General features: G+C 70.3%; 12 protein-coding genes. 9 read left to right on the top strand and 3 right to left on the bottom strand.

All coding sequences use genetic code 11. The features are described from left to right. Positions 1–89: 89 nt before the first annotated feature. A complete protein-coding gene (locus AB0F29_RS36345; protein ID WP_361881663.1) occupies positions 90–1,589 on the bottom strand; it encodes a peptide MFS transporter in 1,500 nt (499 codons plus the stop codon). A 487-nt stretch (positions 1,590–2,076) separates the two neighbouring features. On the opposite strand from AB0F29_RS36345, the gene AB0F29_RS36340 reads away from it, so the two are divergent. Next, the gene (locus AB0F29_RS36340) at positions 2,077–2,754 is read left to right on the top strand and encodes a response regulator transcription factor (protein WP_007450117.1); all 678 of its coding nucleotides are present in this window, start codon (positions 2,077–2,079) and stop codon (positions 2,752–2,754) included. 143 nt (positions 2,755–2,897) lie between these two features. Continuing rightward, positions 2,898–4,163, top strand: a complete 1,266-nt coding sequence (locus AB0F29_RS36335; RefSeq protein ID WP_361881660.1) for an ATP-binding protein — start codon at positions 2,898–2,900, stop codon at positions 4,161–4,163. Between the two features lie 149 nt (positions 4,164–4,312). Here the strand turns inward: AB0F29_RS36335 and AB0F29_RS36330 are convergent, their stop codons facing one another. Further along, positions 4,313–4,834, bottom strand: coding sequence for a GtrA family protein (locus AB0F29_RS36330; protein ID WP_361881658.1), 522 nt, complete (start codon positions 4,832–4,834; stop codon positions 4,313–4,315). A gap of 178 nt (positions 4,835–5,012) precedes the next feature. Between AB0F29_RS36330 and AB0F29_RS36325 the strand changes: the two genes are divergently transcribed. From AB0F29_RS36325 to AB0F29_RS36315, 3 genes are read left to right on the top strand one after another with little or no spacing between them, the layout of a single operon-like run. Further along, positions 5,013–6,164: a 5-(carboxyamino)imidazole ribonucleotide synthase gene (locus tag AB0F29_RS36325; protein ID WP_361881655.1), complete on the top strand. Its 1,152-nt coding sequence runs from the start codon at positions 5,013–5,015 to the stop codon at positions 6,162–6,164. Continuing rightward, complete coding sequence (purE, locus tag AB0F29_RS36320) at positions 6,161–6,709, top strand: 5-(carboxyamino)imidazole ribonucleotide mutase (protein WP_007450124.1); 549 nt, start codon at positions 6,161–6,163, stop codon at positions 6,707–6,709. Before AB0F29_RS36325 ends, purE begins: the two co-directional genes overlap by 4 nt. A gap of 11 nt (positions 6,710–6,720) precedes the next feature. Then, complete coding sequence (locus tag AB0F29_RS36315; RefSeq protein ID WP_361881651.1) at positions 6,721–7,920, top strand: dipeptidase; 1,200 nt, start codon at positions 6,721–6,723, stop codon at positions 7,918–7,920. Positions 7,921–8,030: 110 nt separating this feature from the next. On the opposite strand, the gene AB0F29_RS36310 is transcribed toward AB0F29_RS36315, so the two are convergent. Then, complete coding sequence (locus AB0F29_RS36310; protein WP_361881648.1) at positions 8,031–9,374, bottom strand: UDP-glucose/GDP-mannose dehydrogenase family protein; 1,344 nt, start codon at positions 9,372–9,374, stop codon at positions 8,031–8,033. A 207-nt stretch (positions 9,375–9,581) separates the two neighbouring features. On the opposite strand from AB0F29_RS36310, the gene AB0F29_RS36305 reads away from it, so the two are divergent. From AB0F29_RS36305 to AB0F29_RS36290, 4 genes are all read left to right on the top strand, one after another. Then, positions 9,582–10,739 carry an acyl-CoA dehydrogenase gene (locus tag AB0F29_RS36305; protein WP_361881730.1) on the top strand — a complete coding sequence of 386 codons (1,158 nt, stop codon included), beginning with the start codon at positions 9,582–9,584 and terminating at the stop codon, positions 10,737–10,739. Positions 10,740–11,390: 651 nt separating this feature from the next. After that, complete coding sequence (locus AB0F29_RS36300; protein ID WP_361881727.1) at positions 11,391–12,356, top strand: ketoacyl-ACP synthase III family protein; 966 nt, start codon at positions 11,391–11,393, stop codon at positions 12,354–12,356. Between the two features lie 98 nt (positions 12,357–12,454). Further along, the gene (locus tag AB0F29_RS36295; protein ID WP_361881645.1) at positions 12,455–13,780 is read left to right on the top strand and encodes an NAD(P)/FAD-dependent oxidoreductase; all 1,326 of its coding nucleotides are present in this window, start codon (positions 12,455–12,457) and stop codon (positions 13,778–13,780) included. Next, positions 13,777–14,772, top strand: a complete 996-nt coding sequence (locus tag AB0F29_RS36290; protein WP_361881642.1) for a phosphopantetheine-binding protein — start codon at positions 13,777–13,779, stop codon at positions 14,770–14,772. Before AB0F29_RS36295 ends, AB0F29_RS36290 begins: the two co-directional genes overlap by 4 nt. Positions 14,773–14,813: the final 41 nt, after the last annotated feature.

The following is a 14,813-nucleotide window of genomic DNA, read 5'->3' as shown; positions in this document are numbered from 1 at the left end:
GAACGCTTCTCCGGGCGGGGCCCCTGTCATGCTCGGAACGTACCCGCATCACCGCTGGCGTGTCCCGAGCGTGAGCGGGACCGGGGCAGCTACTTGACGTTGCCCATGAGAGCGCGGATCTTGCGCCCCGCCACGATGAAGGCGATGCCCGCCGCGACGGCCACGACCGCCTGCAACGTGTAGTACGCGGCGTCGCCCAGCGGGGCGTTGAGCTTCGTGGTCCAGCCGTTCAGGGCGTTGCCCGTCGACGTGGCCAGGAACCACAGGCCCATGATCTGGCCGATGAACATCTTGGGCGCCAGCTTCGTGGACAGCGAGAGGCCGACCGGGGAGAGGCACATCTCACCCATGGTCTGCGCCAGGTAGACCGCGAGCAGCCAGAAGACGGTGACCTTGCCGGTCTCGCTGTTCGCGGCGGCCGCGCCCGCCAGGCCCATGATGCCGAACGAGCCGCCGATGAGGAGCATCGCCAGTGCGAACTTCATCGGCGTGCTGGGCTCACGGTTGCGTGTGGCCAGCTTGACCCAGATCGTGGCGAAGATCGGGGCCAGGATGATGACCAGTGCGGGGTTGACCGACTGCAGCCAGGAGGCCGGGAACTCCCAGCCGCCGATGAAGCGGTCCGTCTTGTTGTCGGCGAAGATCGTCAGCAGCGAACCGGACTGGTCGTAGATCATCCAGAAGAGCACGGCCGTGATGAAGAACCACACGTACGCCTTGATCTTCGGCCGGTCCTCCTTGGTGAGCGCCGGGTTCCGGAAGATCGAGATGAAGTAGACGACCGGCACGACGACGCCCAGGACGGCCAGGACGTTGACGATGTGCTCGATGTCGTACGTGCCCAGCGCCAGGTCGATCAGCAGCGCGGCGACCGCGACGCCGGACCACAGGCCCACCTTGCGCAGCATCTGCCGCCGCTCCTCGGGGGAGGCGGGCTTCGCGGGCAGCTTGCCGATCTCGCCGAGGTGCTTGGAGCCCAGCACGTACTGGATGACCGCGAAGGTCATACCCACACCGGCGACACCGAAGCCGAGGTGCCAGTTGACGTTCTCCCCGAGGTAGCCGACCAGCAGCGGAGCGGCGAAGCCACCGATGTTGATCGCCATGTAGAAGAGGGTGAAGCCGGCGTCACGGCGGGCGCTGGACTGGTTCTCGTAGAGCGCGCCCACCATCGCCGAGATGTTCGGCTTCAGCAGACCCGTACCGGCCGCGATCAGCGCCAGACCGATGAAGAACGCGATGTCACTGGGAAGGGCCAGGGTGAAGTGGCCCAGCGCGATGACGATGCCGCCGACCAGAACGGCCTTGCGTGCGCCCCAGAGGCGGTCGGCGACCCAGCCGCCGGGCATCGCGGCCATGTAGACGACGGCGTTGTAGACACCGTAGATGGAGGCGGCGAGCGCCTCCCGGTCCTCAAGGGGGCCGTCGAGCACGGCGGCCACCAAGTACAGGGTGAGGATGGCGCGCATCCCGTACCAGGAGAAGCGTTCCCACATCTCCGTCATGAACAGGGTGGCCATACCGCGGGGGTGGCCGAAGAAGGTCTTCTCGCCGGAACTGGGCGAGTCCTTCGTCAGGCTGGACGCCATGGTCGATCCTTGCTGGTCGGGACGCGACGCCTCGTGAGCTGTACGCGCCCGGTGGGGGGCAGCCGGCACCGGCGCGGCAAACCCCGGCCCCACGCCTGAGGGGGACGTGCTCCGTGCGGCCGGGCTCCTGACGGAGATACGGCGGCGGAGCGGGGAAGAACCGCGTCGGGATCCACGCCCGTCGCGCGTCCTCGCGCTCCGGGCCCGGCTCACAGGTCATTCACTCAGGAGCCGGCGGGAACCGGCCCCGCACACAAAAGAGACCCTTGGCGCTCATGGCTGCCCAAAGGTCCTTGAGTAGTGCAACAGGCGTTGGGACACCATACGACACGACACAGCGGGATATGGAAGGACTTGAGACATGGATCACAGGCCCTGATGGAACCACGCTCCCATATTCAAAGGCCTCCGTCCGCTTTGTGGCGCTGACCCGCAGGTGACGTCGTGGGCCTCACCTCGGACCCCCCGTCCGGACTACCATCAGTCCATGACCCGTGTACTGCTCGCCGAGGACGACGCGTCCATCTCGGAGCCACTGGCCCGCGCACTGCGTCGGGAGGGCTACGAGGTCGAGGTCCGCCAGGACGGTCCGACCGCGCTCGACGCCGGACTCCAGGGCGGCATCGACCTGGTCGTCCTCGACCTGGGGCTGCCCGGGATGGACGGTCTCGAAGTCGCCCGCAGGCTCCGGGCCGGCGGCCACACCATTCCGATCCTGGTCCTGACGGCCCGCGCCGACGAGGTCGACACGGTCGTCGGTCTGGACGCGGGCGCCGACGACTACGTCACCAAGCCGTTCCGGCTCGCCGAGCTGCTGGCCCGGGTCCGAGCCCTGCTGCGCCGCGGGGCCTCCGAGCCCGTGCCGCAGCCCGCCACCCACGGGGTCAGGATCGACGTCGAGTCGCACCGGGCCTGGATGGGCGAGGAGGAACTCCAGCTCACCGCCAAGGAGTTCGACCTGCTGAGGGTCCTGGTAAGGGACGCCGGCCGGGTCGTCACCCGCGACCAGCTGATGCGCGAGGTCTGGGACACCACCTGGTGGTCCTCCACCAAGACCCTCGACATGCACATCTCCTGGCTGCGCAAGAAGCTCGGCGACGACGCCGCCAATCCGCGCTATATCGCCACCGTCCGGGGCGTCGGCTTCCGGTTCGAGAAGAGCTGACGTACGAAACCCCCATGCACCCGAAACTCCCACGCACCCGAAACCCCCGTGCACGCTGAAACCCCCGTGCACGCTGAAGACCGCTCCGGACACCACCCCGACGCGGATGGCCACGTGCGTCCCGACGACCTGAAGAGGCGGGTATGCGCCGCCGGCTGATCAACTCCACGCTCGCCGTGGTGCTCGTCGTCATCGCCGTCTTCGGCGTCTCGCTGGTGATCGTCGAGACGCGCACCATCAGCGCCAGCGCCCAGGAGAGCGTCGAGTCCGAGGCGCTCCGGCTGATCAGCGTGGTCGACAGCCGGCTGCTGGGCGCGGAGCGGATCAATCCCGGGGTGCTGGCCGAGCAGATCGACCCCAAGCGGTACGCCCTGGTCGAGATCCCCGGCCGCGAGCCCATCGCCGTCGGCGAGCGACCCGTCGGCAGCGTCCTGCGCGCCGTCGAGACCGGCGAGCAGGGCGAGACCGTCACCGTCGAGGAGTCCCGCTCGGCCGTCACCCGCGAGGTCGGGCGCACGCTCCTGATCATCGGTGCGGTGGCGCTCCTGGCGATCGTCTCGGCCGTGCTGCTCGCCGTACGCCAGGCGAACCGGCTCGCCTCCCCGCTCACCGACCTCGCCGAGACCGCGGAGCGCCTCGGCTCCGGGGACCCCCGCCCGCGCCACAAGCGGTACGGGGTGCCCGAGCTGGACCGGGTCGCCGACGTCCTGGACTCCTCGGCCGAGCGGATCGCCCGGATGCTGACCGCCGAACGCCGGCTCGCCGCGGACGCCTCGCACCAACTGCGGACGCCGCTGACCGCCCTGTCCATGCGGATCGAGGAGATCTCCGTCACCGACGACCCGGACACGGTGAAGGAGGAGGCGAACATCGCCCTCACCCAGGTCGAGCGCCTCACCGACGTCGTCGAACGGCTCCTGACGAACTCCCGCGACCCGCGCACCGGCTCCGCCGTCGTCTTCGACCTCGACGAGATCGTCAAACAGCAGATCGAGGAGTGGCGCCCCGCCTACCGCAGCGCCGGCCGCGCACTGGTCTGCTCCGGTAAGCACGGGCTGAAGGCCGTCGGCACCCCGGGCGCGGTCGCCCAGGTCCTGGCGGCGCTGATCGAGAACTCCCTCATGCACGGCGGCGGCACCGTCGCCCTGCGCACCCGGGTCACCGGCAACCAGGCGGTCATCGAGGTCACCGACGAAGGCCCCGGCGTCCCCGCCGAACTGGGTGCGCGGATCTTCGAGCGGACCATCAGCGGCCGCAACTCCACCGGCATCGGCCTGGCCGTCGCCCGCGACCTCTCGGAGGCGGACGGCGGCCGGCTGGAGCTGCTCCAGCAGCACCCGGCGGTCTTCGCGCTCTTCCTCAGCCGGGTCCCGGTCGACCGCAGGACCCCTGAGCGCCCGGTGCGCTGAACAACGACGGACGCGGCGAACCGGTTCCCGTACGGGCGCGGCGGGCCAGTTCCGCAGAGGTTACGCGGGCCAGTTCCGCAAAGGTGCCGCGGGCCAGTTCCGTACGGGGCCGGGCGCCGGTTCAGTTTGGTACGGGGCCGGGCGCCGGTTCAGTTCCGTACGGCGTCGGGCGTTACCCGCTCTTCCGCCGGCCTGCGCTGCTCCAGAAACCGTTCCGCGTTGAGCATGGCCTCCTTGGCGGGCAGGGTCTTGAAGACCCAGGTCCGGTAGGACCAGAAGCGGAACAGGGTGGCGACCCCGATGCCGACGATCTTGAAGACATTGCTCTGGACCGGGGTGTTCCAGCCGAAGCCGTACGTCGCCAGGTACAGCACGCCCGTCTCGATCACCGCGCCCGCCGCGCTGAACAGCAGGAAGAGGGCCAGCTCACGGGTCCGGCCGGTCTTGTCGCGGTCCCGGTAGGTCCAGTAGCGGAAGCCCACGTAGTTGAAGAGGATCGCGACGAACGTCGCCACCACGCTCGCCCGGACCACCTGGAGGTCCGTCGTGTGCCGCAGCAGGTTGAAGACCGCGATGTTGACCAGCAGGCCGAAAGCGCCGACCGCGCCGAACTTGGCGACCTCCCGGGCCAGCAGCTCAAGCCGGGTTCGCAGTGCGCCCCGTTCGCTCATGGTGATCGCTGGCCCCGTCCGTCGGAAGGCGTCTGGAAGACGTGTCGACGCAAGCACGTCAACTCCGCCATGCTAACCAGCCCACCCGTGTGACGCCCGTGAGTCCGCGGGGGTCGTGGCCGCACGGCATCCGTACGGCCGTCCGGGGAGCACCGGCGTGGCGGATATCCTTGGGGACGTGACGTTCCCGGTAGTCGGCATGGTCGGCGGCGGTCAGCTCGCCCGCATGACCCACGAGGCGGGTATCCCCCTCGGCCTGAAATTCAAGCTGCTCAGTGACACCCCCCAGGATTCGGCGGCCCAGGTGGTGAGCGAGGTCGTCATCGGCGACTATCGCGACCTGGACACGCTGCGCGCCTTCGCGCGCGGCTGCGACGTGATCACCTTCGATCACGAGCACGTGCCGACCGAGCATCTGCGGGCCCTGGAGGCGGACGGCATCCCCGTGCGCCCAGGCCCCGATGCCCTGGTGCACGCCCAGGACAAGGGGGTGATGCGCGCCAAGCTCCTGGAGATCGGCGCCCCCTGCCCCCGCCACCGCATCGTGAGCGACCCGGCCGACACCGCCGCGTTCGCGGAGGAGGTCGGGGGCTTCCCCGTCATCCTCAAGACCGTGCGCGGCGGCTACGACGGCAAGGGCGTGTGGGTGGTGCGCTCCGAGGCGGACGCGGCCGACCCGTTCCGCGCCGGGGTCCCGGTCCTCGCGGAGGAGAAGGTCGACTTCGTACGGGAGCTGGCGGCGAACATCGTCCGCTCGCCGCACGGCCAGGCCGTCGCCTACCCGGTCGTCGAGTCCATCCAGGTGGACGGCGTCTGCGACACGGTGATCGCCCCCGCCCCCGAACTGGACGAGGCCCTGGCCGGCGAGGCCCAGCAGCTCGCGCTGCGCATCGCCGCCGAGCTGGGCGTCGTCGGACACCTCGCGGTCGAGCTGTTCGAGACCCGCGGACCCGGCGGGAAGCCCGGCATCCTGGTCAACGAGCTGGCGATGCGCCCGCACAACTCGGGCCACTGGACCATGGACGGCGCGATCACCTCGCAGTTCGCCAACCACGTGCGGGCGGTCCTCGACCTCCCCCTCGGCGACCCGCGCCCGCGCGCCCCCTGGACGGTCATGTGCAACGTCCTGGGCGGCGACTACCCGGACATGTACCAGGCGTATCTGCACTGCATGGCCCGCGACCCGCAGCTCAAGATCCACATGTACGGCAAGGACGTGAAGCCCGGCCGCAAGGTCGGACACGTCAACACCTACGGCGATGACCTGGCGGACGTGCGGGAGCGCGCCCGGCACGCGGCCGACTACCTGCGAGGAACGATCACCGAATGACTTCCCCCGGCACCGGTTCCCCCGCCGCCCCTCTCGTCGGCATCGTCATGGGCTCGGACTCCGACTGGCCCGTCATGGAGGCCGCCGCCAAGGCGCTCGACGAGTTCGAGATCCCCTACGAGGTCGACGTCGTCTCCGCCCACCGCATGGCGCGCGAGATGATCGCCTACGGCGACGCGGCCGCGGGCCGGGGCCTCAAGGCGATCGTCGCGGGCGCGGGCGGCGCGGCCGCGCTGCCCGGCATGCTGGCCTCGGTCACCCCGCTGCCGGTCATCGGTGTTCCCGTGCCGCTGAAGTACCTGGACGGCATGGACAGTCTGCTCTCCATCGTCCAGATGCCGGCCGGGGTCCCCGTCGCCACGGTCTCCGTCGGCGGCGCGCGCAACGCCGGCCTGCTGGCCGCGCGGATCCTCGCCGCGTCGGACCCCGCGCTCCAGGAGCGGATGCAGGAGTTCCTGCAGGAGCTGAACGACCAGGCCACCGAGAAGGGCAAACGTCTGCGCGCCAAGGTCCAGGGCGCGGACTCCTTCGGCTTCGGAAAGTAGGGGGCGGCCACATGAACGACGCCTACCTGGAGCGGGCCCGCGAGATCCTCGCCGTCCACCCCGTCGTCGACGGCCACAACGACCTCCCCTGGGCCCTGCGCGAACAGGTCGGCTACGACCTCGACGCCCGGGACATCGCCGCCGACCAGCGCGGCCTGCTCCACACCGACCTGAACCGGCTGCGGGCCGGCGGGGTCGGCGGCCAGTTCTGGTCGGTGTACGTCCGCACCGACCTGACCGGCGACGCGGCCGTCAGCGCCACCCTGGAACAGATCGACGTCGTCGGCGAGCTGATCGCCCGCTACCCGACGCGTCTGCGGCGGGCGCTCACCGCCGACGACCTGGAGAAGGCCCGCGCCGAGGGCCGGATCGCCTCCCTGATGGGCGCCGAGGGCGGCCACTCCATCAACAACTCGCTGGGCACCCTGCGCGCCCTGTACGACCTGGGCGTCCGCTACCTGACGCTCACCCACAACGACAACATCGACTGGGCCGACAGCGCCACGGACCTGCCGCGCCTCGGCGGCCTCTCCGCCTTCGGCCACGAGGTCGTCCGCGAGATGAACCGCGTCGGCATGCTGGTCGACCTCAGCCACGTCGCGGACGGCGTCATGCGCGACGCGCTCGCCACCAGCACCGCGCCGGTGATCTTCTCGCACTCCTCGGCCCGCGCCGTCTGCGACCACCCGCGCAACATCCCCGACGACGTGCTCGCGGCCCTCCCGGCCAACGGCGGCGTCGCGATGGCGACCTTCGTCCCGAAGTTCGTGCTGCCCGAGGCGGTCGCCTGGACCCTGGCCGCCGACCGCAACATGCGCGAGCACGGACTGCACCACCTCGACACCACCCCGACCGCGATGCGCGTCCACGAGGACTTCGAGGCGGCGAACCCGCGCCCCGAGGCCACCGTCTCGACCGTCGCGGACCACCTCGACCACATGCGCGCGGTCGCGGGCGTCGACCACATCGGCATCGGCGGCGACTACGACGGCACGGCGTTCACCCCGCGCGGCCTGGAGGACGTCTCCGGTTACCCGAACCTCATCGCGGAACTGCTGCGGCGGAAGTGGTCCGAGGGCGACCTTGCCAAGCTGACCTGGCGCAACACCGTGCGGGTGCTGCGCGACGCGGAGGCCGTGGCCCGCGACGAGCAGAGCCGGCGCGCTCCGTCCCACGCGACGATCGCGGAGCTGGACGGCCCGCTCGGCTGACGCCGGGAGGCTCCACGCCCAGCGCCGTGAGGGTGAGCGTCCTGAAGCGCTCGCCCGCACGGCGAGCGTGCGTGCCAGGCGTCGCCGAGCAGGCGGGACTTTCGAAACTCCTAGGCCTTCGGGCGGCCCATCGCCCGGTACGTCCACCCGGCCTCGCGCCACACCGTGCTGTCCAGGGCGTTGCGGCCGTCCAGGATGATCCGGCGGGCGGCCACCTCGCCCAGCTCCGCCGGGTCCAGCTCGCGGAACTCGCGCCACTCCGTCAGGTGCAGCACCACGTCCGCCCCGCGCACCGCCTCCAGCGCGGAGTCCGCGTAGCCGAGCGTCGGGAACAGCCGCCGGGCGTTGTCCATCCCCTTCGGGTCGAACACGGTCACCTGGCCGCCCTGGAGGTGGATCTGTCCGGCGACGTTGAGCGCGGGGGAGTCGCGTACGTCGTCGGAGTCGGGCTTGAACGCCGCGCCCAGCACCGCCACCCGCTTGCCGAGGAACGAGTCGCCGCCGACCGCCTCCCGGGCCAGCTCCACCATGTGGCCGCGGCGGCGCATGTTGATGGAGTCGACCTCACGGAGGAAGGTGAGCGCCTGGTCCGCGCCCAGCTCGCCGGCGCGCGCCATGAAGGCGCGGATGTCCTTGGGCAGGCAGCCGCCGCCGAAGCCGATCCCGGCCCGCAGGAACTTCTTCCCGATGCGGTCGTCGTGCCCGATGGCCTCCGCGAGCTTCACGACGTCCCCGTCGGCGGCCTCGCACACCTCGGCCATCGCGTTGATGAAGGAGATCTTCGTGGCCAGGAAGGAGTTGGCGGAGGTCTTCACCAGCTCGGCGGTCGGGAAGTCGGTCACCACGAACGGCGAGCCCTCCGCGACCGGCCCGGCGTACACCTCGCGCAGCAGCTTCTCGGCCCCCTCGCTCGCGACGCCGACGACGATCCGGTCGGGGTGCAGGGTGTCCTTCACGGCGAAGCCCTCGCGGAGGAACTCCGGGTTCCAGGCCAGCTCGGCGTCGGCGCCCGCCGGAGCGAGCTCCGCGAGGCGGGCGGCGAGGCGGGCGGCGGAGCCCACCGGGACGGTCGACTTGCCGACGACCAGCGCGGGCCGGGTCAGGTGCGGTGCCAGCGAGTCGAAGGCGCTGTCGACGTAGCTCATGTCGCAGGCGTACTCGCCGTGCTTCTGCGGGGTGTTCACACAGACGAAGTGGACGTCGCCGAACTCCCCGACCTCCTCCCAGGAGGTGGTGAAGCGCAGCCGCCCGGTGGATCCCTCGATACCGGCGACGTGCCGCTGGAGCATCTCCTCGAGACCCGGCTCGTACATCGGCACGCGGCCGGTGGAGAGCAGCTCGATCTTCTCCGGCACGACATCGAGCCCCAGGACCTCGAAGCCCAGCTCGGCCATGGCCGCGGCATGGGTGGCGCCGAGATAGCCGGTGCCGATCACGGTGATCCTGAGGGCCATGGAGTGCTCCTGGGAGATGCGGACGGACGTGCGGACCGAGCATAGTCGGGCAGCGGAAGGCCGGAATTCACCGCTCCATCTGTCCACCGCATCGCATATGTCCCACCCATGTCGGGAAGCTCACGTACGCGGCACGTATGCCGTCCGGCGGTCGGCACACTAAAATTGGGTTACTTAACGGTAGTTAGCATCTGGGGAGTGAGCGTCTTGGCGGGTTCGACCGATTTCGACCTGTACCGTCCGGCCGAGGAGCACGACATGCTCCGCGAGACCATCCGCGCCCTCGCCGAGACGAAGATCGCCCCCTTCGCCGCCGCGGTCGACGAGGAGAGCCGCTTCCCGCAGGAGGCGCTGGACGCCCTGGTCGCCTCGGACCTGCACGCCGTCCACGTCCCGGAGGAGTACGGCGGCGCCGGCGCCGACGCGCTCGCCACGGTCATCGTGATCGAGGAGGTGGCCCGCGCCTGCGCCTCCTCCTCCCTGATCCCGGCGGTCAACAAGCTCGGCTCGCTCCCGGTGATCCTCTCCGGCTCCGAGGAGCTGAAGCGCAAGTACCTGGCCCCCCTCGCCAAGGGCGACGCGATGTTCTCGTACGCCCTCTCCGAGCCGGACGCCGGCTCGGACGCGGCGGGCATGAAGACGAAGGCCGTGCGCGACGGCGACTTCTGGGTCCTCAACGGCGTGAAGCGCTGGATCACCAACGCGGGCGTCTCCGAGTACTACACGGTCATGGCCGTCACCGACCCGGCCAAGCGCTCCAAGGGCATCTCCGCGTTCGTCGTCGAGAAGTCCGACGAGGGCGTCTCCTTCGGCGCCCCGGAGAAGAAGCTCGGCATCAAGGGCTCTCCGACCCGCGAGGTCTACTTCGACAACGTGCGCATCCCCGCCGACCGGATGATCGGCGGGGAGGGCACCGGCTTCGCCACCGCGATGAAGACCCTGGACCACACCCGCATCACCATCGCGGCCCAGGCCCTCGGCATCGCCCAGGGCGCACTGGACTACGCCAAGGGGTACGTCCAGGAGCGCAAGCAGTTCGGCAAGCCGATCGCGGACTTCCAGGGCATCCAGTTCATGCTCGCCGACATGGCGATGAAGCTGGAGGCGGCCCGTCAGCTCACCTACTCGGCCGCCGCCAAGTCCCAGCGCGTCGACGGCGACCTCACGTTCTTCGGCGCCGCCGCCAAGTGCTTCGCCTCCGACGTCGCCATGGAGGTCACCACGGACGCCGTCCAACTGCTCGGCGGCTACGGCTACACGCGGGACTACCCGGTGGAGCGCATGATGCGCGACGCCAAGATCACCCAGATCTATGAGGGCACGAACCAGGTCCAGCGCATCGTGATGGCGCGCAACCTGCCCTAGCTGTTCTCCCGCGTCGGGCCGGAAACGGCTGCCGACCCGTCGGTACGACAAAGCCCCCGGAATCGCTCCGGGGGCTTTGTCGTTGCCGGCGGAAGCGCGAGATTTATTTCCGCAGCAGGAAACCTTGAATTAATCTTTGCCCGGGCTGTCGTTGTCGTCCGTCACAACGTCCTCACATGCGGTGCGATGCCATTCGATTTACGTGGTCTCCGCTCGGCCGTTCCGTGGCTCGAACGCCGGGGGTCGACAGGGTGAGCCGACTGCTCAAGATTTGGCCGATTTTCGAATGGGACGCGGTCGAATTCGTTCCGCTTCCGCTTCCCCTCTGGGGCTGCTGCCGTGTCGGGGGGCCGTATCGGTAGCGGTGAACGTTCCGCTTCGTGGCCGATGAAGCAATGCACTTGCGCCACTGCCCACATGGCGGGACCGCTCCACAGGATTTGCCTTGACAGGCTGTCGGGGTTCTTGACAGGGTCTGAGGCGAAGATCACCGGTGGGCGGAATGGCCTCTGGCTTATGTGGCGACGATCATGTTCGCGCATATGGCTGCGCACCGTTGAAAACGGGGGAGAGGCTTCAGTGAAGTTAGCGTCGCCATTATTGCTGGACGTCGCCACGTGGATTCCCGGCGGTCGGGAAAACGTGAGCGAGATGGTTTCCGCCGGACGCCTGACGGCCGGTGATGCCGAGGACCTGGCACTCACGGAGGTGCCGGTATCGGAAGACCTCGCGGCGCCCGAGATGGCCGTTCGAGCCGCCGGCCGCGTGCTCGCCGACACCGGGTGGGACCCCACCCGTATCGGCCTGGTCGCCCATGGGTGGACGTACCACCAGGGGCACGACTTCTGGTCGCCGGCCCACTACATCGCCTGCCGCATCGGTGCGAGCGAGGCTCTGCCGGTGGGCGTGCAGCAGATGTCCAACTCCGGGGCGGCCGCCCTCGGAATGGCGGCGGAGAAGCTGATCGCCGACCCGGGCGCCGAGGCCGCCCTGGTCACCACCGCGGACAGGTTCTCCCTCCCCGGCTTCGACCGGTGGTCCGCCGACTACGGCGTGGCGTACGGCGACGCCGGTACGGCGGCGCTGCTGCGACGCCGGGCGCCGGACGAGCACCCGGGAACCCTGCTCCTGCGCTCCCTGGCCTTCGCCACGGACGCATCCTTCGAGGAGATGTACCGGGGGCGCGACCCCTTCAGTGCCGCTCCGCTCGCCCACGGCGGCCGCGTCGATGTGAAGCGCCCCAAGAAGGCCTACCTGGAAATGCGCGGAGGCATCGAGGAGTTCCGGCGCGCGGCCGTGGGGTGCGTGGACCGCGTGCTCCGGCGCGCCCTGTCCGACGCGGGGACGGAGCCCGACGACCCCCGCATCGTGCTCGTGGCGCTGCCCAGGCTGGGCGACAGCGTTCTCGACCTCATGTACCGCCCCGTGCTGGACGGCGTCGTACGGGCGGAGATCCTCGCCGTGCGCGAATCCAGCGGTCACCTCGGCGCCGGCGACCTGCTGGCCAACGCCGAGCACATCGCCAGGTCACAGGCGCTGAAGTCCGGCGACATAGCCCTCGTGCTCGGCGGAGGCGGCGGTTTCACCTGGTCGTGCGCCGTCCTGGAAGCCCTGTAACCGCAGGGCGGGTCCGCCCGGAGCACCTCCGGCATCAGGTCATTTCTCTTCCCGGCGGGCGCCTGCGCCCCAGGCCGGAGCGAAAGGAAAGCTGAGCAGTGAGCAACGCATACGACGTGATCATCAACGGCGCGAGCGTCGGCGGATGTACCGCGGCCATTCTCTACGCACGGCAAGGGGCCCGGGTGGCTCTGCTGGAGCGCCGCTCCGACATGAACGCCCACAAAGTCCTGTGCACCCACTACATCCAGGCCTCCGCCTACCCCGTCATGGCCGCGACAGGCCTCGACAAGGCGCTGGAGCAGGTCGGCGCCATTCCCAACACGGCCCACTACTGGACCCGTTGGGGCTGGATCACCCCGCCGCACGAGCCGGCCGGAGCACACGGCTACAGCGTGCGCAGGGAAACCCTCGACCCCCTGCTGCGGAGCCTGGCCGCCGGAACCGAGGGCGTGGACCTGAAGCTCGGTCACACGGTGAACGAACTCCTCGTCGAGGACGGCCGCGTCGTGGGAGCCGCCGGGACCGCGGGCGAGGAAGCCTTCTCCCTGCGCGCCCGACTCGTCGTCGGCGCTGACGGCAAGGAGTCGACGGTCGCCCGGCTGGCGGGAGCCCCGACCGCGACGACGGAGAACGGCCGCTTCAGCTACTTCGCCTACTTCAAGGGCCTTGCCCGGCCGGTGGGCGACGCCGCGCGCGTCTACTACCTGGAGCCCGACAACGCCTACGTCATGCCCATGGAGGACGACGTCACCGTCATCGCGGCCGTCGTGTCCAAAGCGCGCCTGGACGAGTTCAAGGCCGACCTGGAGGGCGCGTACCTGAACTTCGTACGCTCCCTGCCCGACGCCCCGGCCATCGACGACGCCGAACGCATATCCAAGATCATCGGAACGGTCAACTACCCGCTGGTCTCCCGCGAGCCGGCCGGCGCCGGATACGCCCTGATCGGCGACGCCGCCCTGACCAGCGACCCGCTGGCGGCCGTGGGCTGCGCGTGGGCCATGCAGTCCGCCCAGTGGCTGGTCTCCCGGAGCGCTCCCGCCGTGACCGGCGGCGGTGACGCGACATCCGGCGCCGCCCTCGACACCGCCCTCGCGGAGTACAGCGCGCGGCACGCCGCGGAGACCGGGCCGCACCACCACCTCATCGCCGACTTCGCCACGGCCCGTCCGTTCAACGAGATCGAGGAGTTCTCCTTCGCCGCCGCCGCACGCGACGTCCGGATGGCCGCCCACTTCCACACCTTCGGCTCCCGGCTCATGACGGTGGAGGAGTTCCTGTCCCCCGAGATCGTGGCGCAGATGGAGAAGGTCAACGGGCACGGCCTGTCCGACGCGGTGCTCCGGCAACTGGCGGGCGAGGACGAGGCGGGCGCCGGCCACGAGGCCGCCGACGACGCGTTCGAAGGAGTCGCACGATGAGCCGGACCACCAACGAGGGCCACGCCCCCCAGGAACTGTGGGACGCCTGGAACCGGCTCTGGAACGGCGACTACGCCATCGCCGACGACTACGTCTCCCGGACCATGCGGGTCAACATCCCCGAGTTCGGCATGCCCGATCCCGCGACGCTGGGCGACGGCCCGCAGATCGCCGCCTGGATAGCGGCCTTCCGGTCCTCGTACGAAGACGACGCCGCCATCACGGGCGAGCTCGGCCCCTTCTTCGTGGGCGACTACGCCATCGGCCGCTGGGTCTTCCGCGGCACCTGGACAGGGGGCAGGCCCGCCACCGCCACGGTCGCACCGGGCACCGAGGTCACCTTCCGCGGAGTGGACATCCTCCGCTTCGAGGACGGCCGGATCGCCGAGTACTGGCTCACCGACGACCAGCTCGACCTCTACGCCCAGCTCGGCGCGGTGGGCGACGCCGGGTCCGGGGCCCCGCAGCAGGCGGCACTGCCCGCCCGGCTGGCCGGCCTCGGCCCGGACGCCGCCCGCGCCGTACTGGTGGAGCGGGCGCTGGACCTGGCGGCCGAACTCCTGGAGGACGAGCAGGTGAGTGCCGCCGCCGGCACCGAGACCTTCCTCGCCCTCGGCCTCGACTCCCTCACCGCGGTCGAGCTGCACGACCGCCTGCAGACGGAGACAGGTCTGCGGCTGCCCGCCACGATGGCCTTCGACTTCCCGACGCCCCAGGCCCTGGCCGGTTACCTCTGGACGCGTCTGGACGGGACGCCCGCCGACTCCGCGGATCCGTTCGACGCGCTCGCACGGCTGGAGGAACTGGCCCCCGCACTCGCCGGGAACGGTCAGGAAGCGCTCCGTGACGAGATGAGGGAACGCCTCGGCAGCCTGGCGAAACGCCTCGCCCCGCCGGCCGCCGCGGCCCGGGAGCAGATCGAAGAGGCCACCGCCGCGGAACTGTTCGCCTACCTCGACAGCAGGCTCGGCCCGGCCGAGCACTCCGGTTGACCGTCGCCGCCAGACGCGCCAGCCCCTCACGCCGAGCAGAG

The sequence above is a fragment of the Streptomyces sp. NPDC026589 genome (assembly GCF_040638385.1).
Classification (GTDB): domain Bacteria; phylum Actinomycetota; class Actinomycetes; order Streptomycetales; family Streptomycetaceae; genus Streptomyces.
This window is presented reverse-complemented; position numbering and strand designations above follow the sequence as displayed.